Origin of the sequence: Bacillus sp. CCNWLW194 (genome assembly GCF_037120585.1) — a bacterium.
Lineage (GTDB): Bacteria > Bacillota > Bacilli > Bacillales > Bacillaceae_G > Bacillus_A > Bacillus_A basilensis.
Genome location: NZ_JBBBBL010000012.1, coordinates 92219 through 116220, shown reverse-complemented (window position 1 = coordinate 116220; position 24002 = coordinate 92219). Strand labels below are relative to the sequence as shown.

Annotated in this window: 19 protein-coding genes; 7 read left to right on the top strand and 12 right to left on the bottom strand. The window is 35.5% G+C overall.

Annotation, left to right across the window (positions count from 1 at the left end; translation table 11 throughout):
- Position 1: 1 nt before the first annotated feature.
- The 3 genes from V7S50_RS24350 to V7S50_RS24340 form a co-directional block, all read right to left on the bottom strand.
- Complete coding sequence (locus V7S50_RS24350) at positions 2 to 730, bottom strand: amino acid ABC transporter ATP-binding protein (RefSeq protein ID WP_162840220.1); 729 nt, start codon at positions 728 to 730, stop codon at positions 2 to 4.
- A 136-nt stretch (positions 731 to 866) separates the two neighbouring features.
- The gene (locus V7S50_RS24345) at positions 867 to 2327 is read right to left on the bottom strand and encodes an alanine/glycine:cation symporter family protein (protein ID WP_000387178.1); all 1461 of its coding nucleotides are present in this window, start codon (positions 2325 to 2327) and stop codon (positions 867 to 869) included.
- A gap of 157 nt (positions 2328 to 2484) precedes the next feature.
- Positions 2485 to 3456 (bottom strand): phosphotransferase enzyme family protein, encoded by a 972-nt coding sequence (locus tag V7S50_RS24340; RefSeq protein WP_242255397.1) that lies wholly within the window; start codon positions 3454 to 3456, stop codon positions 2485 to 2487.
- Positions 3457 to 3645: 189 nt separating this feature from the next.
- On the opposite strand from V7S50_RS24340, the gene gerKA reads away from it, so the two are divergent.
- Genes gerKA through gerKC form a run of 3 tightly spaced genes read left to right on the top strand, consistent with a single transcriptional unit; the run spans position 3646 to position 7340 of the window.
- Positions 3646 to 5148, top strand: a complete 1503-nt coding sequence (gerKA, locus tag V7S50_RS24335; protein ID WP_242255399.1) for a spore germination protein GerKA — start codon at positions 3646 to 3648, stop codon at positions 5146 to 5148.
- Entirely contained in the window at positions 5129 to 6235 is a 1107-nt protein-coding gene (locus V7S50_RS24330) for a GerAB/ArcD/ProY family transporter (RefSeq protein ID WP_048525059.1), read from the top strand. Before gerKA ends, V7S50_RS24330 begins: the two co-directional genes overlap by 20 nt.
- Positions 6216 to 7340: a spore germination protein GerKC gene (gene gerKC, locus V7S50_RS24325; protein ID WP_242255400.1), complete on the top strand. Its 1125-nt coding sequence runs from the start codon at positions 6216 to 6218 to the stop codon at positions 7338 to 7340. Before V7S50_RS24330 ends, gerKC begins: the two co-directional genes overlap by 20 nt.
- Positions 7341 to 7373: 33 nt before the next feature.
- On the opposite strand, the gene treC is transcribed toward gerKC, so the two are convergent.
- The 3 genes from treC to treR all read right to left on the bottom strand — a co-directional run bounded on the left by treC (position 7374) and on the right by treR (position 11327).
- Positions 7374 to 9035, bottom strand: a complete 1662-nt coding sequence (treC, locus tag V7S50_RS24320) for an alpha,alpha-phosphotrehalase (RefSeq protein ID WP_242255402.1) — start codon at positions 9033 to 9035, stop codon at positions 7374 to 7376.
- Positions 9036 to 9048: 13 nt separating this feature from the next.
- Positions 9049 to 10476, bottom strand: coding sequence for a PTS system trehalose-specific EIIBC component (gene treP / locus V7S50_RS24315; RefSeq protein WP_000513953.1), 1428 nt, complete (start codon positions 10474 to 10476; stop codon positions 9049 to 9051).
- A 140-nt stretch (positions 10477 to 10616) separates the two neighbouring features.
- On the bottom strand, positions 10617 to 11327 hold the full coding sequence (gene treR, locus V7S50_RS24310) for a trehalose operon repressor (RefSeq protein WP_242255404.1): 711 nt from the start codon (positions 11325 to 11327) through the stop codon (positions 10617 to 10619).
- Between the two features lie 449 nt (positions 11328 to 11776).
- Here treR and V7S50_RS24305 point away from each other — a divergent pair, with 449 nt between their 5' ends.
- Positions 11777 to 13174: an amino acid permease gene (locus V7S50_RS24305; protein ID WP_242255406.1), complete on the top strand. Its 1398-nt coding sequence runs from the start codon at positions 11777 to 11779 to the stop codon at positions 13172 to 13174.
- Positions 13175 to 13205: 31 nt separating this feature from the next.
- Here the strand turns inward: V7S50_RS24305 and V7S50_RS24300 are convergent, their stop codons facing one another.
- Positions 13206 to 14909 carry a putative bifunctional diguanylate cyclase/phosphodiesterase gene (locus V7S50_RS24300; RefSeq protein WP_242255408.1) on the bottom strand — a complete coding sequence of 568 codons (1704 nt, stop codon included), beginning with the start codon at positions 14907 to 14909 and terminating at the stop codon, positions 13206 to 13208.
- 484 nt (positions 14910 to 15393) lie between these two features.
- The gene (locus V7S50_RS24295) at positions 15394 to 15720 is read right to left on the bottom strand and encodes a cobalt transporter (RefSeq protein WP_242255409.1); all 327 of its coding nucleotides are present in this window, start codon (positions 15718 to 15720) and stop codon (positions 15394 to 15396) included.
- Positions 15721 to 16056: 336 nt separating this feature from the next.
- Between V7S50_RS24295 and V7S50_RS24290 the strand changes: the two genes are divergently transcribed.
- The 3 genes from V7S50_RS24290 (at position 16057) to V7S50_RS24280 (ending at position 20494) form a co-directional block, all read left to right on the top strand.
- The gene (locus V7S50_RS24290) at positions 16057 to 17586 is read left to right on the top strand and encodes a cardiolipin synthase (RefSeq protein WP_242255412.1); all 1530 of its coding nucleotides are present in this window, start codon (positions 16057 to 16059) and stop codon (positions 17584 to 17586) included.
- Positions 17587 to 17713: 127 nt separating this feature from the next.
- Complete coding sequence (locus tag V7S50_RS24285) at positions 17714 to 18607, top strand: ATP-binding protein (protein WP_063225149.1); 894 nt, start codon at positions 17714 to 17716, stop codon at positions 18605 to 18607.
- Between the two features lie 3 nt (positions 18608 to 18610).
- Complete coding sequence (locus tag V7S50_RS24280; protein ID WP_242255414.1) at positions 18611 to 20494, top strand: vWA domain-containing protein; 1884 nt, start codon at positions 18611 to 18613, stop codon at positions 20492 to 20494.
- A gap of 40 nt (positions 20495 to 20534) precedes the next feature.
- On the opposite strand, the gene V7S50_RS24275 is transcribed toward V7S50_RS24280, so the two are convergent.
- The 4 genes from V7S50_RS24275 to V7S50_RS24260 form a co-directional block, all read right to left on the bottom strand.
- Positions 20535 to 20957, bottom strand: a complete 423-nt coding sequence (locus V7S50_RS24275; protein WP_063225151.1) for an NUDIX hydrolase — start codon at positions 20955 to 20957, stop codon at positions 20535 to 20537.
- Positions 20944 to 21486, bottom strand: coding sequence for an orotate phosphoribosyltransferase (gene pyrE / locus V7S50_RS24270; protein WP_242255416.1), 543 nt, complete (start codon positions 21484 to 21486; stop codon positions 20944 to 20946). Before pyrE ends, V7S50_RS24275 begins: the two co-directional genes overlap by 14 nt.
- A gap of 113 nt (positions 21487 to 21599) precedes the next feature.
- On the bottom strand, positions 21600 to 22565 hold the full coding sequence (locus V7S50_RS24265; protein WP_242255418.1) for an L-threonine 3-dehydrogenase: 966 nt from the start codon (positions 22563 to 22565) through the stop codon (positions 21600 to 21602).
- Positions 22566 to 22609: 44 nt separating this feature from the next.
- Positions 22610 to 23800 carry a glycine C-acetyltransferase gene (locus V7S50_RS24260; RefSeq protein WP_000095906.1) on the bottom strand — a complete coding sequence of 397 codons (1191 nt, stop codon included), beginning with the start codon at positions 23798 to 23800 and terminating at the stop codon, positions 22610 to 22612.
- Between the last annotated feature and the right edge of the window lie 202 nt (positions 23801 to 24002).

Below are 24002 nucleotides of genomic sequence, written 5' to 3'. Positions count from 1 at the left end.
TTTAATGATTTAACACTCGGCTTAAAAATAGACGCGCTCTTTCTTGTTCAGGACTCGCAAAAAATTGCGCCGGTGTTGTATCCTCAATGATCTTGCCATCATCCATAAATAAAATCCGATCTGCTACCTCTCGTGCAAATCCCATCTCATGTGTGACAACGACCATCGTCATCCCTTCTTTAGCTAGCGTTTTCATAACATCAAGTACTTCCCCGATCATCTCTGGATCAAGAGCAGACGTAGGCTCATCAAATAGCATAATTTCAGGCTGCATCGCGAGTCCTCTAGCAATTGCTACCCTTTGCTGTTGTCCCCCCGATAATTGGTGTGGGTATACATTGGCCTTCTCCGGAATTCCTACTTTCTCTAAATAAAACATCGCTGTTTTCTCAGCTTCTTCTTTTGAAACTTTATTTACTTTAATAGGTGCTAGTGTAATATTTTGAAGAACCGTTTTATGTGGATATAAATAAAAATGTTGAAAGACCATCCCAATATTGCGGCGTAATTTATTCATATCTGTTTTGACATTGTGTACCTCCGTATTTTGTACAATTAACTCTCCATCTGTAATTGTCTCTAATTGATTTATACACCGAAGTAACGTGCTTTTTCCTGATCCTGAAGGCCCAACAACTACTACCACTTCACCTTTTTTCACTTGCACATTAATGTCTTTTAAAACTTGAAAATTGCCATAATATTTATTTACATTACGAAACTCTATCAACATACTCCCCCCTTCCACTAACAAAGCATGTACATTCTTTTTATATTCAAAAATAGGCAAAAAAATAACTTCCAGCTTCATTTTGTCCATAAAAAAAGCAAAGGGATTTTCCCTTTGCTTTTTCATTCCTATTCTATTAAGATACTTCTTCTTTCTTATCTTTTCCGTATTCATGCTCCCAGAAATCAGCATTTTTAATGCCTAATGGTCCTGGATCGAATACTGGATCTTTTCCTTCTTTTTTCTGCTTTTCATAATCCTTTAATGCGACTAATGCAGGTTTTTGTAATAGTAAAATCGCAATGATATTTACCCATGCCATAATTCCTACACCGATATCACCTAAAGCCCACGCCGTTGCTGCTGTTTTGATACAGCCGTAGAATACAGCTCCTAAAAAGACAAATTTTAGTACCATAGACAACCAAGGACGGTCTTTATCTCGATTTAAGTACGCGATATTCGTTTCTGCAATGTAGTAATATGCCATAATTGTTGTAAACGCGAAGAATAATAACGAGATTGCAACGAAACCGTTTCCAAATCCAGGGAAAACAGATTCTACCGCCGCCTGTGTATACCCTGGTCCTGGCTGAGCACCATTTAATTTATTAACGATAAAGTTTTTTCCGCTTGCATCAAATACGTTATACATGCCTGTAATAATCATCATAAATGCTGTTGCTGAACAAACAAATAATGTATCAATGTAAACGGAAAATGCTTGCACTAAACCTTGTTTAGCTGGATGTGATACTTCAGCTGCTGCTGCTGCATGTGGTCCAGTTCCTTGCCCTGCTTCATTGGAATAAATACCACGCTTTACTCCCCAAGAGATTGCCAAACCGATAATACCACCGAAAGCAGCTTCTAATGCAAACGCGCTTCTTATAATTAACATAAATGCTTCTGGTAATTTTTCAATATTCATAGCAACAATGACGCAAGCTACTAAAATATAGCCAACAGCCATAAACGGTACGACAACTTGCGCCACATTAACAATTCGCTTTACCCCACCAAAGATAATAAGAGCTAATACAACAACTAATAAAGCCCCTGATACAGTAGTGTTAATCCCAAAAGCCGTTTCTAAACTTACAGCAATACTATTAGCCTGCACACCTGGTAGTAAAAGCCCCGTTGCAAGAATTGTAGCTGCAACGAATACTAAAGCATACCATTTCACACCTAAACCTTTTTCAATGTAATAAGCAGGTCCACCGCGAAACTGTCCTTGGTGTTTCGTCTTATATATTTGCGCGAGTGTTGATTCTACATAAGCTGATCCTGCTCCTAAAAAGGCTACTGCCCACATCCAAAATACAGCTCCTGGTCCACCGAAGGCAACCGCTGTTGCTACCCCGGCGATATTCCCTGTCCCAACGCGCCCTGATAACGAAAGTGCTAACGCTTGGAATGAAGAAACACCAGCCTCTGATTTTTCTCCTTGAAATGTCAGCTTCACCATTTCTCCTACGTGCCTTACTTGTAAAAACCTCGTTCGAATAGAAAAATATAAACCTACTCCTAAACATAAATAAACAAGTGCTGGACTCCAAACAATATTATTTAACCAATTTACGAAAGCTTCCAATATTCCCCCTCCTTTTTATCAAGAATATTCAGAATATATAAAAATTATAAATGTATACCGAATCTATGACAATATTATTTTAATAAAACAAACATATTTTTGTATAAAAAAACAAAGTATACATTTATTTTGTATACTTTGTTTTGAACAAAATGTATTATATATTCACAATTGCTTCTTCGCTTATAATTCTTTCATATAACTCTTCAGATAATTTTCGGAAGTTATCTGGCATATCTTTCCCCTTGAACTTCTTTTGGAGTGTGCCGTATAGACCTATGTCACGCAAACGTAAAAATAGCGGTAATGATTCATACCAACTATCCGCCAGCCTGTGCTCATACTCATATCCTTTTCGTAAAACTTGTAATTGTTTACGAGCAAAATCTGTCTTCTCTTCCGCTGTCCACGGTGTAAATAGAACAGAGTAATAGAGAACCATCGCTAAATCATGTATAAAGTAATTATAAGCCGCATCATCAAAATCAAAGATTGTTAGCTCTTTTCCATCATAATGAAAATTACCGGGATGGATATCACCGTGCATAAGGCCGAATGTTTCTCTTTCAATTGGAAGAGCCTTTATTTCATCCATTAATACCGCAGCAATCTTTTTCACTTGATCATCTTCTAATTCATTAACAATCCCGCTCTCATCTTCTTCCCACGTATCACGATAATCTGTTTTAGGATAGTTCATTGTTAGGCGATGCAGTTGGCCAATCGCTTTTCCCCACGCTTCAAAGTAAGCATCTCCCCAATAATGCGATCCTTCTCCTTTTACTTGCTCACCTTTTGCATATGTAAATAAGGAAGCGAAAAAGAAAGTTCCATCCTCTGCTCTGATTTCTTCTACAAGGTTTTGAGACGTTGAATAAAGAGGTCCTGCTACCTTTGCTCCGTTCTCCGCAACATATCGTAAAAAATCTAGTTCAGCCTCGACTTCTTTTTTAGAGCGATGCGACGAATGCGTTAAACGTAATACATAGTCTTCGCCATTATCACCCTTCGCCTTAAAAATATAATTCTCAAAATCTCCAAGCGGCTTGTCTTCCACTGTTACATGAAATGCCTTTGCTGCGCTTGCTAAAATCTCTTTTGTAAAAACTCGTTCTACAGCTATTTCCATATGTATCCCTCCTATATATCTTCTTAATTCGACACAAATGTTAGAAGTACTGCTATGAAATTGAATAATGTACAAAAGACAATATAACGTAACTTTCAATCCTCTTTTTAAAAAAATAATTCAAGCATAAATTTCTCACAAACGACAAAAATTAACAGAAGTGACTTTATTCTAAAAGAGGTGGAAATTATGGAAAATTACAAGGACCAACAAGAAAGTAAGAATCAAAAGCATATGTTTCCATCCCTTCCGGAGAACATTAATTACATTGAAAATAAACTTTCCCATTCTGATGATATAAAAAAATTAGATCTCCCATTTCAAAACGGCAAAGGAACAATCTTATATATCGAATCTTTAGCAGATCCAAATCTAATTCATCAATTAGCTCTTGAGCCATTATTAACACGGTCGGATTTATCTTTAGATAAAGTTTTTTCTACGTTAAATATGAAAAAAGAAACGAATTTAAATTATGGGATACAACTTTTATTACAAGGTAAATCCTTATATTTTCATGAACAAGTCGACAGTTTTTGTATTTTTGAAACAGCTCTTTCTTTAAAGCGAGATATAACAGAACCTGATAATGAAGGGGTTGTCCGTGGACCGCATTCTGGTTTTGTAGAAGATTTAGCAACTAATTTAGCTTCGATTCGTAAACTCATAAAAAGTCCAAATGTCGTCGTTAAATATTTCACACTTGGTGAAGAAATGCATACAAAAGTGGCAATTGCTTATATGCAAAACATAGCGAATGACGATCTCGTTACAGAAGTGAAAAGAAGGTTAGAAACGATTAAAACGGACGCACTCATATCTCCAGGATACATACAAGAATTTATAGAAGATACGTCTTTCTCACCCTTCCCGCAGCAATTAAATACAGAGCGTCCAGATAGAGTCGCAGCAAATTTAATGGAAGGACGAGTTGCTATTTTATCTGACGGAGATCCAACAGCGCTCATCGTACCTGTTACGTTATTCGCTTTTTATCAATCACCAGATGATTATAATAACCGCTGGATCGTTGGATCTTTCGTCCGAATGATTCGCTTAGTTAGTTTCTTGATTGCTTTTCTCTTACCAGCTATATATATCGCAACCGTAGCCTTTCATCCTGATGTATTGCCGCTCGAACTTGTGTATACAATTAAAGCCTCATTAGAGAAAGTACCACTTCCTCCTATTTTCGAAGCTCTCTTAATGGAGCTAATTTTCGAGTTATTGCGGGAAGCTGGCATTCGCTTGCCGAGCCGAGTTGGACAAACAATCGGTATTGTAGGTGGTTTAGTAATTGGTGATGCAATTGTAAAAGCCGGACTCGTTTCTTACACAATGATTATCGTTGTAGCTTTAACTGCAATCTCATCTTTTCTTGTTCCATCGAACGATATGAGTTCAGCAGTTCGAATTCTTCGTTTTCCATTAATGCTCCTTGCTGCTATATTCGGATATGTAGGAATATCATTCGGTCTCATTATAACTTTTGTTCATTTATGCCAGTTACATTCATTTCATACACCATATCTTTCTCCTGTTGCTCCGATGCGGATTAAAGATATGAAAGATTCTTTTGTAAGACTACCAATTTGGTCTTTTTGGGAACGACCACATGATCCAAAACCGAAAAAAATGCAGCGCCAACATGTAACGAGAGAGGATGAGGACGGTGACAAACACGCAAAGTAAAATTTCGCTTGTTCAATTTACCTTTTTCGTTATTCAATGCCAAATTGGGGTCGGTATACTATCTCTACCTAACCGTCTTCATCCGATAGCAAAAGGTGGTGGATGGATTTCCGCTCTCATCGCTGGGCTTGCAATTCAACTTATTATTTTACTTATGTGGCTTTTCTTAAAACGATTTCCTGATGCAGATATGTATGAAAGTGTTTGTATGCTATTTGGTAATAAGTTTGGAAAACTATTAGGCTTTGCTTATGTTTTTTATTTTACTCTTATCGGTATGACAGTTATGTTAAATGCTTGTAATGTCATTAAAGTATGGGTTTTGCAAGCGACCCCATGGTACGCAATTCTCTTACTATTTACGATAGCTTGTTGCTATATAGCCTATAACACATTCAAAGTTATTGTACGATTTTATGTCATGGCTTCTATTCTCATTTTGCCCATGGCTCTTTTAATTGCACTAGGGTTTTCACGAGCTGATTTTTCTTATATTTTTCCAATTACAGAAGCCGGATGGTGGAATATTATTCAAGCATCAAAAGAAACAATTACAGCTATGTATGGTTTTGAAATTATTCTTATCGCTTTCCCAAAAGTAAACGGGAGTTCTGTAGCAAAACTAAAGGCAATTTCTATCGCTAATGGATTTGTAACCCTTTTTTATACTTTTACTGTTTGGATTTGCTTTATCGTATTTAGTCCCAAACAAATTGAGCTTATTCCAGAACCAGTTGCTTACTTATTACGCTCCTTGCATATCGGGATTATAGACCGAACTGATTTACTATTCATACCAATTTGGATGATAACAGTTGTAGCTTCTATCGCTAGTTATTACTGCGCTGCTTCTATAGGAATTGGACATATATTCAATCTTGCTAACCATAAAAAAGCTGTTCCAATCGTTGGTATTATTGCTTTTAGTGTAGCTTTATTTATCGATACACCTGAAGAATTAAAGGTAATTTCAACTTTCACTGATAAGTTCACCTATATTTTCATCGTTGTCCTCCCTCTTTTATTTCTACTTTATTCAGTAATAAGAAATAAGAAAGGAGAACAGTATGTTCAAAAAAAGAGTTAAATTACTTTTTGTATTATGTACTAGTGCATTCCTTTCTGGCTGCTGGGATCAAGAACCATTAAGGGAAGCAAGGTTAGCTTATAGTATTGGATCTGATATTACGGAAGAGAATAAACTCCAGCAAACAATTGAGCTCGTAAAAAGTTCAAGCGGAGAACAAGCTTCATTCGAGAATGAAATACATTCAGCAACTGGGCATAACATAAGAGATACAAGCGATGCACTGAAAAAAAATGTAACCGGAAATATTCGTTATTTCAAATATGGTGTTCAATTACTAGGAACCAAAATTCTAAAAAAAGGTGTACTACCTTATTTAGATGTCAGCTTTCGGGACCCAACAAACCCAACTGCTTTAGTAAAACTTATTGCAGTAGATGGTGAAACATCCGAGATACTAGAAAAAAAGAAAGTAGGAAATTTACTAATTGGAGATTTTCTAAAGAAAAAAGTGAAAAGCTTAGAAGATATGAGTGTATTTCCAAAAGAAACTTTAGAAACAGCTGCTACAAAAATGTTAGATCCCGGTAAAGACTTTACCCTCCCTTCTATAAAAATAAAAGGAAATGAAGTAATTACAAACGGATTAGCTTTATTTAACAATGATAAATTAACTGGGCATTTACCTTTGAAACAATCTGTTTTATTCGTATTATTAACCGGAAAAATGGGAACAAGTGCCCGTATAACCCAAAAACTTACTAGTGATGAATCTGAGAAGACATCTGATTATTTAACAATGGAAATTAGCAATCGAAAGTTAAAACGAGACTTAAAAATAACAACAGATAAAAAAGGAAATGTTTATGCTCACATTAAGCTTCAATTAAAAGTTATAGCACTTGAGGCTCCAAGAGATAATCTTTATAAAATGAGTGCAAGAAAAAAACTAAATAAAGAATTATCAAAGCAACTTACAAAAGAAGCAAAACAAATAACAAAAAAGCTACAAAAAGCAAACTGTGATGCTTTCGGTATCGGCAGACACCTTATCGCTTATCATCCTGATTTATGGAAGAAAAAAAATTGGAATAAAGATTATGCAAAGGTAAAATTCAAACCAGAGGTAGAAGTAAATATTTTATACAGCGGTGTCTTAAAATAAAAAGGTTGTATGCCATGCGGGCATACAACCTTTTTATTTCGTATATCGATACACAATTGATTCATATGGTCTTAAGTTAAGTTTTGTAATATCCTTGCTGGAATCTTTATAATTCGACAGTAGTACTTCTTGTTTCATTCCATCTACTTGAACATGGACTGGTACAGAATACGTTATTTCTTCTCCATAGAAGTTATTGATAACAAGTAATACCTCTTCATTTACAATACGTGTATATGCCCAAATCTTAGGGTGATTTTCATCTAAAATAGCATATTTTCCTTCTGTAATTACATCATATGTTTTTCTTAGTTCAATTAGTTTTTTGTAATGATAAAATACAGACTCTTTATCTTCTAGTGCCTTCTCTACATTTATCTCTTTAAAGTTTTCAGCAACTGTAATCCAAGGTGTATTTGTTGTAAATCCGCTATTCACCTCTTCATTCCACTGCATTGGAGTACGGGAGTTATCACGAGATTTTTGTTTTAAAATCCCGATAATCTCTTCTTTTGATAATCCTTCTTCTAGCTTTATATCATATATATTTAACGATTCCACATCGCGATATTGCTCGATAGACTCGAATTTAGGATTCGTCATACCGATTTCTTCGCCTTGATAAATGTAAGGTGTGCCTTGCAACATATGCATAGCTGTCGCTAACATTTTTGCAGATTCATTTCTATACTTCTCATCATTACCGAAGCGTGACACAATACGAGGTTGGTCATGATTACACCAGAATAACGCATTCCATCCTCCGCCCTTTTGCATTTCAATTTGCCAATTAGACATAATTTCTTTTAATTTAATGAAATCAAAATCAGCCTTCGTCCACTTATCACCATTCGGATAATCTACTTTTAAATGGTGGAAACTAAATGTCATGCTCAGTTCATTACGATCCGGATTCGAATATTTAATACAATTATCAATTGTCGTAGATGACATTTCTCCAACTGTAATGACATCTTTCCCTTCAAAAACATTTCGGTTCATCTCTTGTAAATATTCATGAACGCGCGGGCCATCTGTATAATATTTACGGCCATCGCTTGTCGCCGTACTTCCGTCATCATTTAAGAACTGTTGATTTTTTGAAATTAAATTAATAACATCTAATCGGAATCCAGTTACCCCTTTATCTAGCCAAAAACGCATCATATCATATACTTCTTCACGAAGCTTTTCATTTTCCCAATTTAAATCAGCTTGTGTCTCATCAAATAGATGTAAAAAATATTGCTCTGTCTTCTCATCGTATTTCCAAGCAGATCCGCCAAACTTAGATTGCCAATTATTTTTTTCATCACGCCAAATATAGTAATTACGATATGGACTATTTTTGTCTTCTTTCGCTTCCTTAAACCACTTATGCTCCGTCGAGCTATGATTTACAACGATATCTAGCATAATTTCAATGTTACGCGCTTTCGCTTCTTCTAAAAGCTCTTCAAACTCTTCCATCGTCCCGTAAGATGGATCAATGCTGTAATAATCACTTACATCGTATCCATTATCATTTTGTGGTGATTGGTATATCGGTGTTAACCAAATATAATCTACTCCGAGTTCTTTTAAGTAATCTAGTTTTTCTGTAACGCCTTTTATATCACCGGTTTCTTTATTGTAATAGCTATTAAAGCTCTTCGGATAAATTTGATAAACTACACTTTTATGCCAATCCTTCATGTTTAACTTCCTCCTACTTCTGTTTAACTCTTTTTGCAAATAACCACGTTAACGTAAACGGGATTACAACTGCGATAACCATTCCTACAATAAACATTGGAATCGATTTCGGAATGATAGAAATAAATGCTGGTAATCCGCCAATTCCAATAGCAGGTGCTAATACACCATTTAACGTAATGAATATCGCTGCCACAGCCGATCCTATAATTGCTGCATAGAACGGGAATTTATTTCGTAAGTTCACACCAAACATAGCTGGCTCTGTAATACCGAAATATGCTGAAATTGCTGATGTGGATGCCATACTTTTATCATTTTGATTTTTAGAAATCCAGAACATCGCAAGTGCTGCACTACCTTGTGCAATGTTAGAAAGAGCAATCATTGGCCAAATGAATGTACCACCGTGCTGTGCAATTAATTGTAAGTCAATTGCAATAAACATATGATGCATACCTGTAATTACGAGCGGTGCATATAATGCTCCAAACAATACTGCTCCAACTACTGGCACAGTTTCATATACACCTACTAATCCAGCTGTTAATAAATCTCCAATATGACGTGTAACTGGACCAATAATCCCTAACGCCAACACACCTGTTACGACAATCGTTGTAATTGGTACAACTAATAATTGTATTGCATTTGGTACATGTTTCTTTAAGAAGATTTCCACTTTACTTAATACAAATGCTGCTACTAAGACAGGTAAGATTTGACCTTGATACCCTACCTTTTCAATTTGAAATAATCCTAAAATATCGAAGTACTCAATCTTTTGTCCATCTAAACCAGTCGCTGCTTTTCCATAATCCCACGCATTTAATAAGGCAGGATGCACAAGCATTAACCCCATAACAATCCCTAATATCGGACTACCACCAAACCGCTTCGTTGCTGACCAACCGACAAGTGCTGGTAAGAATACGAATGCTGTATTCGCCATCATATTAATTAAATCCCAAAGTCCACTTAAGTTTGGATACACATCTAATAAATTTTTACCTTCAAAAAATAAGTCCTTTGCCCCTAATAGATTGTTAATTCCCATTAGTAAACCAGCTGTTACGATTGCTGGTAATATCGGCATAAATACATCTGAAAATACTTTTACAAACTTTTGAGCTGGATTTAACTTTTGGTTTCCGGAATCTTTTACGTCAGCTACTGTCGCTTCCTTCATACCTGCAAGCGTTATCAATTCGGCATATACTCGATCAACATCTCCTGGACCGATTACAATTTGAAATACCCCAGCATTATGAAACGCTCCCTTCACTAATGAAACAGACTGCAATTTATCGTTATCTATTTTACTTTCATCTTTTAAAGCGATACGGAGCCTCGTTACACAGTGCGCAGCTTGTTCAATATTGTCTTTCCCACCAATATACTGCAACACTTCCTCAGCTGTTTTACGATAGTCTTTCCCCATATTCCCGTCCCTCTTTTCTTTTTTTGATACCGTTTACACTTACATATTAACTCGTATATATAAGTTAGTCAACACTCGTATATACGAGTTTGTATTTTTTTTATAAAAAAAGAGATGAAACAATAGTTTGTTCCACCTCTTTACTTTCTCCGCGCCACATCCGAAAAATGAAAAATATCTAAACGGTGGCGGGATTCTGTATATTCGAACTGACTTCCATCATAAAAATGTGTAAAGTTTTTCACAACAACAACATAGTCTGTCCCATTTAAATCTAAATACTTTCTATCGTCTTCTGTACATGGTTGCACTTCAATTACCCTCTGTGAGTAACTAATATGAAGCCCTAGTTCTTTCTCAATGTATTTATAAATGGACTTCGCCGCAATTTCACTCGTTAATCCTGGAATATATTCCGACACAAAATGATTGATATCCAAAATTACTTTTTCTCCATCAATATTTCGTACGCGTTTAATATGATCTATTTCTGTTTTTTCTTTCACGTTTAATAGTTTTGCAACTTCTTTTGTCGCTTTTACTTTTTCTATTTCTACGACTTCTGTAATACAATGACGTCCTAAACGTTCATTTTCTTCTTGGAAACTTACAATACCACCAAAGTTGAATTCAATGTTTTTTCTCTTTAAAACAAAAACACCTTTTCCGTGTATTTTTTGAACATATCCACGCTCTTGCAATAAATCTACTGCTTTTCTTACAGTACCTCGACTTGCTTCATACTGCTTCATTAATTCAGTTTCTGATGGGATTTTGCATCCCTCTTTTAATTGTTTATTATCAATAGACTTACTGATTTCTGTATAAATTTGCTCATACTTACTCATCATCTACAATAGCCCCTTGTCACCTTCTAATTCTATATGTATTATACCATGCTATACTCTTCTGCCAATCTCTCACTTATTTTCCAGTATAGGAAAAATACAGGTAAATATTTAATCTCTAAAGCGTATTTTTATAAAAATTTTTATATTTTTCTTTTCATTCAAAAAAACATGTAGTATACTAACTTCAAAATCAGAGGAGAAAGGGAGCAAAGAACTATGCTTACTTATACAACAATTGTAGTTACATTTGCACAAAAACATCATCATCATACGTAACCCTTGAAACCTAGCGGAAAAATTACGCGTAGGTACAAGGGTTATTCCCGTTGTACCTACGTTAGGCGAAGAGCCATGTAGGTATTTTTTATCTACATGGCTCTTTTTTTATTGCCAAAAAGCTAGTAAAAAATGATGTTTAAGCAAATCTTACTACAAAGGAGTTAACAAAAATGGAAACGAAAAAATGGGGATTATGGATTTTAACAGCTTTTGTTATCGGGAATATGGTTGGCGGTGGCGTATTTATGCTTCCAGCAAATTTAGCACACGTATCAGGTCCAATGGGTTCTACACTTGCATGGAGTATTACAGGCCTTGGCGTATTTATGATTGCACTCGTATTTGGAAATTTAGCAATTCGCAAGCCAGAATTAAAAGCAGGACCACAAAGTTACGCGCAAGCGATGTTTCCTTCAAAAAAAGCGGGTAAAGTTGCTGGATATAGTATGGCATGGGGATATTGGGCTGCGAACTGGGCTGCAACAGCATCTGTTATTATTTCCTTTGCTGGATATTTATCAACATTCTTTCCAGTGTTACAAAGTAAGCAAATTCTCTTTTCAACGAACGGATTTTCACTAGAACTCGGAAAAGGATTAACTTTCCTCGTATGTAGCCTTATGTTATGGGGAATTCAATACATTCTTTCTCAAAATATTGACCGAGCTGGAAATATGAATCTTCTTGCTACCATTGCAAAAATTATCGGATTTACAATGTTTATTGTAATCACATTATTCATTTTCAATGCCTCTAATTTCGGAGACGGTCAAACATTTATGAATGAAGCAGGACAATCAATTTCGTTAGGTGGACAAATCAATTCAGCTGCTATTGCAACGCTTTGGGCATTTATCGGTATTGAATCTGCTGTAATGCTTTCTAACCGTGCAAAATCTCAGCGTGATGTAAAAAAAGCTACTATTTTCGGATTAATTATCGCTCTTCTTATTTACATGTCAATTACGCTACTTACAATGGGAGCTCTTCCACAAGATGCTTTAAAAGAATCTCAAAAACCATTAGTAGACGCATTAAATTTAGCAATTGGCAATAAAGGTGCATATATAATGGCTTTACTTGCACTTGTATCTTTATTTGGATCTACAGTTGGCTGGATCGTTGTTAGTTCAGAAGTACCTTATCAGGCAGCAAAGAATGGACTTTTCCCTAAGTTGTTCGCAAAAACAAATAAAAAAGGTAGTCCTTCAAAATCATTATTTATTACAAATGTGATGACACAAATTTTCTTATTCTCAACGATTTCTGGTACTGTATCAGAAGCTTATAATTTCGCTATCGTTGTAGCAACATTAGCTTATTTAATTCCATACCTTGTTTCGACGCTGTACCAATTTAAATTGGTTATTACAGGGGAAACTTATGATATAATGCCTGGCTCTCGAATAAAGGATGGAATCATTACTACATTAGCATTTGTATACTCTATTTGGGTTATCAAAACGGGAACTGCTGATTTAAAAACGTTCTTCTTAGGAATCGGATTGTTCGTATTAGGTCTTATTCTTTATCCTGTACTAATGAAAGACTCACAAAAAATGAATTAAAAAAGGAGAAGCTTCTGGCTTCTCTTTTTTATTAGAAATCTATAATTAACTTTTCTTTTAACTCTCCTACCGATAAAGGTTTCGCATAATAAAAACCTTGTACATAATCACAGCCCATAGATTGTAATAAGCTTTCTTGCTCTACTGTTTCTACCCCTTCAGCAACTACTGCTAAATTTAAGCTATGGGCAATTTCAATAACAGACTTTACAATCGTTCGCTCTGGCTGTGCGTGATCATAATGAAATTCACGAATAAAATTACGATCAATTTTCACTATATCCAGTGGCAGTTGTTTTAAATAGTATAAGGAAGAATAGCCCGTTCCGAAGTCATCTAAAGCAATTAAAACGCCCATACTTCTTAATTCTTGTAATGTAGCAATAATATAATCAAAATGACGAACAGCAGTGCTTTCCGTTATTTCTAAAATTAAACGATTTGGAGAAAAGCCAGTTCTCTTTAAAATACTACGTACAGATAAAATAAAATGCTTTTGCATTAATTGTTGTATAGATAAATTCACAGATAACTTTAGTCCTTCTTCGTACTCTGGCAATGTTTTAAATAAGCGACATGACTTTTCTAATACCCAGTCCCCTAATTTTATAATAAGTCCAGATTCTTCAGCTATAGGGATAAATTCGCTTGGGGAAATAGGCCCTTCTTCTGTCGTACAACGTACTAAAGCCTCGATACCAGTATATTTCTTCGTTTTCAAATCAATAATAGGCTGCAGTGCCACCTCTAACTCTTCATCACGAATTGCCTTTTGCAAAGTAAATTCAATTTTCATTCTACGATTTATTTTCGCACGTAATTCATCTGTAAAGAAACACGCTGCATTTCTGCCCTGTTCTTTTGCGCTATACATAGCTAAATCCGAATTCTTCAATAACGTTTCTACATCTTGTCCGTCTTGCGGATATGAACAAAGTCCTAGACTAGCTGAAATATATACTTCATGACCTTCAAGCATGAATGGTGCTTGAAAACACGACAACACAGATGTCGCTAGTTGCCTCATCTCATCTTGTGTATGATTTTTTGTTAACAGCACAAATTCGTCGCCACCCAGCCTAGCCAGAACGTCTTTCTCTCCTAGCACATAATGCAACCGTGAAGCAACTTCGCTTAAAAGTAAATCTCCTATCATATGACCTAGCGTATCGTTTACTAATTTAAAACGATCCAAATCAAAATAAATCATACCAAACTCTTTTTTATCTGCAATCAATTCGTTAACAGTCGTTATTAATTGTAAGCGGTTCGGTAAACTTGTTAAAGCATCATGATACGCAAGCTCTCTATAACGACTTTCGCTTAACCGCAACCTCTGTTCTGCTTCTTTCCTACTACTAATATCATTTCGGATCGCAATAAATTGATATGGCTCTCCTTTTTCATTTAAAAATGGAACAATTGTTGTTTTAACCCAATAATATGTACCATCTTTTGCTTGATTTCGAATCTCACCTCTCCATACTTTTCCGCTTAAAATACGCTTCCATAGCATTTGAAAAAATGTTTTTGGGTGATATCCTGAATTTAAAATACGATGATCTTTCCCTATTAACTCTTCTCGTGTATATTTGGAGATTTCACAAAACTTATCATTTACATATGTAATACGACCATTTCGGTCTGTAATCGCAACAATTGAAGACTCATCTAATGCTAACTTTAAATCTCGCAATGAAGAGTCATATAATGCATGACCTCTTTGTTCTAGCATGCGCATCTCTCCTTGCTTCCTATCTGACTAAAACACAACTTGTTTCTTTTCATAGAAATAGAGATATTTCATTTCCTAATAATCGTCCTTTACATAAATCACATTTTGAAATATGTCGATTAAAATAACATAATATTATTTGTAATAAAAAGCAATATAATACCGTTTCAATTATACATAGTAGCTTCTTATCGCTATAATTAGCTGACTTTATTATACCTTATTCATTCTCTTACATTCCTTTATAAAACTAGCTCTATACGACCTCTGTTTCCTACTAATTCTGCTCACATCTAACCTTTTACTAGCGAAATAGAAGTTCGAGCACACTATACAACTATTCACGAATAATAATATAAAATTAGTATATATGTCTTTGAATTACAATAACAAAATATTAACATATTCCCACCTTTATTTTGGAAGTATTTTAGAAATAAATGCTTCATTAAACTAAAAAAAGAGGAAAGCCTCTTTTTTTAGTTTAATAAGGATATGGTATTTGCTGATAACCCGGATATGGTGCTGGGTATGGCGCTGGGTAAGTTACTGGGTACGGCGCTGGATAGTAGCCTCCACTTGCTGCACCCGTTAATGCGCCAGCTGTAAGCCCACCTAACACGCCTCCAGCAAAACTTCCTGGGAAAAATCCACCGCCCCATGAGCCGCCACCCCAGCCCCATCCACCTCCGTGATGGTGATGATGATCATGGTGATTGTGCCCTCCATGGTGGTGATGTCCGCCGTTATGATGGTGCCCTCCATGATGATGATTACGATAATACAATCCGTTATTTTCTATATAATTCATGTTTCCCCGCTCCTTTTCCATTTTCTTATCTTAATAGATATTGTATGAATAGTACGGACCTTGTTGGCAACCTATATAATAGGAAGAATCCACGTAATATGGTTATCCCCTTTCCTATATAAGGGGCAAGGATTTTGTCCCCCTACACTGTTTATTAACCAGCAAATAGCGGGCTAATAACGTAACAATATACTGTATGTAGGACAAATGCGGAAAGCATGGAGAAAATGTCTATATTTTGTAAAAAAAACAAAACACTTTATAATAAGAATGTCGGATTGTACCTTTTTATATAAGAAGTCTATATTTAAGAAAGATTAGAGGAATTTTATAGCAATGAAGAAGCCTATCGTTCAATTATTATTGGTATTTATAATTGTATCTATCGTACTCTTACTTTTAGATACGTCTATCCTCTCACTATATACCTTTTTCGGTGTATTATGGTCTCTTACAATCATAGGAATATCTTTCGTTATTTTTATCGAAAATAGATCTCCACAAAGCACTTTAGCATGGTTTTTAGTATTAGCACTTCTTCCCGTTGTAGGTGTGCTTTTATACTCTATTTTCGGGCGTAGCCGTTGGAGAAGAAAAAAACATCTCCATCGTTCAGAAGAACAAAGAAAATTATTCCGTGAAATATTAGAAGGAAGACGAGTAGAATTATCACTCACAGTCCCCTTACATGAGCGTTCTACACATTTAACAAAAGTTATACAAAAATTTGGAGGCGGACCTGCCGCAGATAGAACAACTACAAAACTTTTAACAAACGGAGATCAAACATTCTCAGAAATTTTGCAAGCTATCGAGCAAGCAAAACATCACATACATATTCAATACTATATTTATAAATCTGATGAGATTGGTACAAAAGTTCGGGATGCGTTAATAAAAAAAGCAAAATCTGGTGTTATTGTACGCTTCCTTTATGATGGATTAGGAAGTAATACGTTAAGAAGACGCTTTTTAAAGCCTATGAAAGAAGCTGGGATTGAAATTGTTGAATTTGACCCTATTTTTTCAGCTTGGTTACTTGAAACAGTTAATTATCGTAACCACCGTAAAATCGTCATTGTAGATGGAGAAATCGGTTTTACTGGTGGACTCAACGTTGGTGATGAATATCTTGGCCGTTCAAAAAAATTTCCCGTTTGGCGTGATAGTCATTTAAAAATAGAAGGAAAAGCGCTATATAAATTACAAGCAATTTTTCTAGAGGATTGGCTCTATGCATCTAGTGGATTGAATACTTATTCTTGGGATCAATTTATGAATAGACAATACTTCCCAGGTAAAGAAATTTCAAGTGCAGAAGGTGCTGTGCAAATTGTAGCGAGCGGACCAAGCTCAGATGATAAAAGCATTCGCAATACATTATTAGCTGTTATGGGATCTGCAAAAAAGTCGATTTGGATTGCTACACCATACTTTATTCCAGATCAAGAAACTTTAACATTATTACGCTTAAGTGCGATTTCTGGCATAGATGTACGCATTTTATATCCCGGTAAAAGTGATAGTATTATTAGTGATCAAGCATCGCAGTCCTACTTCACTCCACTTTTAAAAGCTGGTGCCTCCATTTATAGTTATAAAGATGGTTTTATGCATGCAAAAATTGTACTCGTTGATGATAAAATCGCGACAATCGGAACAGCAAATATGGACGTACGTAGCTTTGAATTAAATTACGAACTTATTAGCGTACTATATGAATCAGAAACCGTTCATGATATTAAACGTGATTTTGAAGATGACTTTAAACATTCCACTGAAATTAAATGGAACGCATTCCAAAAAAGAAGTATCAAAAAACGAATACTAGAGTCTTTCATGCGACTCATTTCTCCTTTACTGTAAGCAATCAATGTAACTTTGATTGCTTTTTCTTTTCCATTACTCCCCTCTCCTTTTCTTTGCATACCATATTAAAACAAGTTATCATAAGATGTATTACTTTATGAAAATAATGTTAGGTGGGAAATACATGTTAGAACAATTTCATATACATGCTGATTTAAAACAGCAGCTTTCTACAATTCACGAAAAGAATAAGCAAGAAGCTGGTGAAAATGCACATTTAATTGGAAAGAAAATATATAAAGCATCTGATAACAGCATTATTGAAGATGCTATTACAGCACTTCTTCTTGGCAAAAACATTCTATTAAAAGGGCCGACTGGTAGTGGTAAAACAGTACTAGCTGAAACTCTTTCTTCTTTATTCCAAAAACCAATGCATAGCATTAACTGTTCTGTCGACCTAGATGTAGAAGGTATTTTAGGATACAACACACTACAAACGAGAGATGGCGCATCTGAAGTTACATTCGTTAACGGTCCTCTTATGAAAGCAATGAAGAACGGTCATTTCCTATATATTGATGAAATCAATATGGCAAAGCCTGAAACATTACCACTTCTTCACGGTGCATTAGATTACCGTAAAATGATTACAAATCCATTTACACAAGAAGTTGTATACGGTGATGACGAATATCGCGTAATTGCAGCAATTAATGAAGGTTACGTTGGAACAAGCGAACTAAACGAAGCGTTAAAAAACCGTTTCGTTATTATTGAAGTTCCTTACATTCAAGGTGATACATTAAAAGAACTATTATTAGCTGAATCAAAATTAAAAGATGTTGCAACAATTGAAAAGTTCGTTGCATTTGCAAGCGACCTTATGCCTTTAGCTCGTGATGGACGTGTAAGTGAAGAAGCAGCAAGTATTCGTGGTATTCTCGACGCATGTGATTTAGGTGTGTATATTCCTGTTATGCGCGCTATCGAACGAAGCATTATCGCAAAATTAAACGATGAAACAGAACAAATGACTGTCCGTGAATTAGCAGAAAGTTATTTCTTTGAGGGATAATTCATGAGACAAATTTTTAGTGACAAAAAAATTGATGCGTCGCTGTTTCTACAAATGGAAAACTTAATGTATGCTCTTCTAAAAGAAGACGATGCCTACCTTGAGTATGGCTATAAAGCATACTACGACGAAATTGAAAAAAAGGTTGTCATTAGTCACTTTTGGGATGATCGAAAAGAAGAGGATACAGTAATCGGATTAAAAAGCGAAGTGTTTTTAAAAGCACTTGGTAATAAACATTACTCGGACATGACTTTAATTCGTTCTTATGCGATTGAATTACAAGAATCACCCTTAAAAAAGTTTTTAACACAACTATTTGTTCTATTAGAAGATTTACGTGTTGAGGAAATCGTAAAAAACTTACGCCCTGGCACAAAGCATGTTTTTAAAAGAAGAAAAGAAATGTATCGCAACTACTTCGGCTCACAAAATGAAATCAATCGCGTTCGTAACTATCATGGTGATCGTCTATTTTGTCTATGTTATCTTTCGTTAACGAGCGATAAATATGAAATGTTTAATAATGAATATTTCGAGCAAATTGAAGCAATTTTGCATGAAACATTCCAAGCTCGTAATACGGAAGATATTATGTATATCGTTGAGAAAATTCGCTATCGCTTAGAGGAGCTTCTTGAAAGTGACATGCTGAACAATTATTTCGGACATGCTCCGCTCTACTTATCTGTTATTGCAGATGAGAAAGACAGTCGTCCTGAAAAATTAGCAAATGATGATACGCAGCTCATAGATAACGATGAAAATAAAAACAAAATGGATGAAAGTTTCTCCACATGGCATCGTGAAAATAAAAATAACGAAAACGAGAACTTTTTACGCTTTGAATTAGAAAGTGGAACAAAAACAAATATGATGGGTGATACTGCTCGTGAATCAGAGGATGGCGACCAAGCACTTGGTTCTGTACAGGGTACTTCTCAAAAAAGTACACAATCTAACTTTGATGGTGCTGATACAGAGGAAGCAAGAGCTTCCCATGCTTCTAGTCAAAACGACGGTGTATATGGCAAGTATAACGTTGGTGCCTCTCATACATTTAAAGAAGCTCGCAAATCAAACCCTGACGAGAAAAAAGATTACCAAGCTATCAAATCTGTCGTTAATAAAGATGTAAAAGAATTAAAGAAAATTATCGAAAAAACGATTGAAAATAAAACGAATGCAAATAGTGATAAATACTACGGAAGACTTCGTAAGAAATTCCTTCGTATTTATACTGAAAAGCAACCGCGCATGTTTTATAAAAAAGGACAAGAATCGCAAGAGCTCGATGTTGCATTCCAACTATTAGTGGACTGTTCTGGTTCTATGTATAACAAAATGGAAGAAACGAAGAAGAGTGTTGTCCTATTCCATGAAGCATTGAAATCTTTAAAAATCCCGCACGCTATTAGCGGATTTTGGGAAGATGCTTCTAGTGCTAAGCCTGAAGATAAACCGAACGTTATCCATGAAGTTGTGACATATAAAAACTCAACGTTACCAAACGTTGGTCCCGAAATTATGCAACTTCGCGAAGAAGAAGATAATCGCGACGGATATATTATTCGTATCGTTTCTGAAAAGCTTGCAAAAAGACCAGAAAAGCATAAATTCTTACTTGTCTTCACAGACGGTGAGCCTTCTGCACTAGACTATCAACAAGACGGTATTTTAGATACGCATGAAGCTGTCAAACTTGCTCGTAAAAGTGGCATGGAAGTAATTGGGATATTTATCGAAGAAGGCGAAGCGAAAGAAGCAACTTATCAATTAATGAAGAACATTTATAACCATCACTTCTTAGTTGCAAATCACGCTGAAGATTTACGTTTGAAGATTAAACCACTATTGAAAAAGTTATTACTGAAGACGATTGAATAGAAAAAACAGGAGCGTTGTCGCTCCTGTTTTTTTCTTTCAATCACTTTGTTTCTGGCTGAAACTTGTATGGAATGGCTACTTCTAATAATGACTCGAATCCTCCATCGTAGAATGGGAATCGTTCATTTGCGATTGTTCGATCTAACCACTCTATTGCGGAAATTTCCTCTTCATCTTCTGCCATAAGTTCACCTTTTACTACATTCGCTCGGAATGTAAATAATAGTGCATGATTCGTGGATTCTTCAAAGAATTTTTCATTGATCGCAACAAGTCCACCTGCCATAACCGTTAAACCTGTCTCTTCTTTTACTTCCCTTACTAAAGCTTCCTCTAACGTTTCGCCCTTTTCAACTGCCCCGCCTGGCAATGACCAAACATTTTGTTCTACATTATGTACCATTAATATTTTATCTGTTTCTTCGTCATGTATTAGTGCATATACGACATCAACTCTTTGCATGTTGCTTTTCTCCTTCAATTAACTCATCCATTGTAAATAAAGAATGTAGTTGTAAGCCATCTTCTAATAAGTTTTCTCTTCCCTCTTTTGTTCGTTCGATTACACCTAGAACATGATGTACTTTCGCACCTAGTTCTCTTAAATCTTTCGTGCTTAATAATATTTGACCACCTGTCGTAATAACATCTTCAACAACACAAATATTTTTCCCAGTAATATCAATACCTTCTGCTAACTTACATGTACCGTACTTCTTCGCTTCTTTTCTTACAAATACAACTGGTATACCCGTTTGTAAAGATAATGCTGTTGCTACTGGAATACCTCCCATTTCTAAACCTGCGAGTACTTCTGTTTCAGGAGGAATGAGCTCTTTCAATTGTTTAGCAACTTCTAATAATAATACTGGATTAGATTCAAATAAGTACTTATCAAAGTATTGATTTGATACTTGTCCCGATCGAAGCTTAAATGTTCCCGTTAAACGTGACGCATTGTAAATTCCCTTTGCTAACTCCCATTTATCCATTCTCTGTCGCCCCTTTATACACAAATTAACTCATTTTATCACGTTTGTAATTATTTGTATATTCTTAAAATAAAAACAAAAAAGGGTCAATTCCTAAGAATCGACCCTTCCTATTAATTCATCACTAACTCAGCTGCGAACTTTTTTTTTAACTTCGCCAGCATGTCCGTTGTCATTTTGTCTAAATCGTATTCTGCTTTAAAGCCCCACTCTTTCATTGCCGCTGTTGCGTCAATAGAGTTTGGCCAGCTATCAGCGATTGTTTGACGAGCTGGATCTACAGCGTAGTCCATTGTAAACGTCGGAATGTGTTTACGAATTGATGCTGCGATTTGCTCTGGCTCAAAGCTCATTGCTGTAATATTAAATGCATTTCTATGCACTAGCTTACTTGGATCAGCTTCCATTAATGAAATGATCGCTTGTAAAGCATCTGGCATGTACATCATATCCATGTATGTTCCTTCTGCAATGTATGAGGTGTATGTGCCTTTTTTAATTGCCTCATAATAAATTTCAACTGCATAATCAGTTGTTCCGCCTCCTGGAGGAGCTACGTAAGAAATTAAACCAGGGAAACGTACGCCGCGCGTATCAACGCCAAACTTTTGATGATAATAATCACATAGTAATTCTCCTGCTACTTTGTTTACCCCATACATCGTAGTAGGTCGCTGAATTGTATCTTGTGGCGTATTATCTTTCGGCGTTGATGGACCGAATGCACCGATAGAACTTGGCGTGAAGAACTTACAGTTTAATTCACGAGCTGCTTCTAATGCATTTACAAGTCCGCCCATATTTAAATTCCATGCAAATAACGGATTTTTTTCTGCTGTTGCCGAAAGTAAAGCTGCTAAATGAATAATTGTATCTACTTCATTACGCTTTGCGATATCATGTAGTTTTTGTCCATCTGTTACATCTAACGTTTCAAATGGACCAGACGTTACTACTTCACTATCTGTTTCACGAATATCTGTTGCAATAACATTTGATGCGCCGTATACATCACGAAGTTTCATTACTAGTTCAGAACCAATCTGCCCTAAAGAACCGGTTACTAGAATTTTTTTCATTTTCCCCACTCCTCATTTGCAAGCTATTCAAAAGATGTCGTTACTTAAATGATGCCCATTTCTTTCCCTACTTTTTCATACTTACGAATTGCTTCATCTAACATTTCTTTCGTATGAGCTGCTGTAGGCATATTACGAACGCGTCCGGTTCCTTTTGCTACAGTTGGGAACACGATAGATTTTGCGTATACACCTTCTTCATTTAGACGTTTACTAAATTCTTGTGTTAACACTTCATCCCCAATAATACAAGGTGTAATTGGCGTTTCACTTTCTCCGATGTTAAAGCCAAGTTCTTTTAATCCTTGTTTTAAATAGCGACCATTTTCCCACAGGCGATCATGTAACTCTGTGCTTTCCATTAAGATTTCAATTGATCTCATGCAAGCTGCTGCATCAGCTGGTGTTAATGCTGTAGAGAATAAGAATGGACGTGAACGAACTTTTAACCAGTCAATTAAGTTTTGTTTCCCAGCTACATATCCACCAATTACCCCAATTGCTTTTGATAATGTACCAATTTGGAAATCAACTTTATCCGACAGACCGAAGTGCTTTACAGTTCCTGCACCTTTTCCAAGTACACCTGAACCGTGTGCATCATCTACGTATGTCATTAAATCTAACTCTTCTGCAATTTCAACGATTTCTGGTAGTTTTGCAACATCTCCATCCATTGAAAAGACACCGTCTGTAATTACCATTAATTTATTGTAAAGACCTGATTCTTTCGCCGCGATTGCTTTTTGGCGTAAATCTTCCATATCAGAATGTTTATAAACGATAATTTTTGCTTTTGATAGACGACTACCATCGATAATAGAAGCATGGTTTAATTCGTCTGAAAGAATCGCATCATTTTTATCCATAACGGCTGAAATCGCTGCCATATTACAGTTAAATCCTGATTGGTAAGCAATTGCTGCTTCTGTATGTTTAAACTTTGCAATTGTTTCTTCTAATTTAATATGCAAATCTAAAGTACCGTTAATTGTACGAACAGCTCCTGCTCCAACGCCGTACTTATGAATAGCACCAATTGCTGCTTCTTGCAAACGGCTATCTGTTGCTAATCCAAGATAGTTGTTTGAAGATAAGTTAATATATTCTTTTCCGCCAATTGTAATGATCGGTCCATTTGAACTCTCAAGCGGATCAATTACGTTATAAAGCCCCTTTGATTTTAAATCCTCTAAATTTTCTTCTAAAAATTTTGCAAGTGTTTTACTAGACATCGTGAAGCCTCCCATCGTTCATGTAAGCGGATTATTATCTTAATAGTTCTAATAATCCCTCTACTAGCTTAACACGTTTTCAGAATTTATTATAGAAAAATAGCTTAAAGTAACCGCTTACAATTTTAGATTATATATGATTCATTACAAGAAATCTATCATTTACTTTTCATATTTGGTAGAATAAAAAAAATATTTAAGG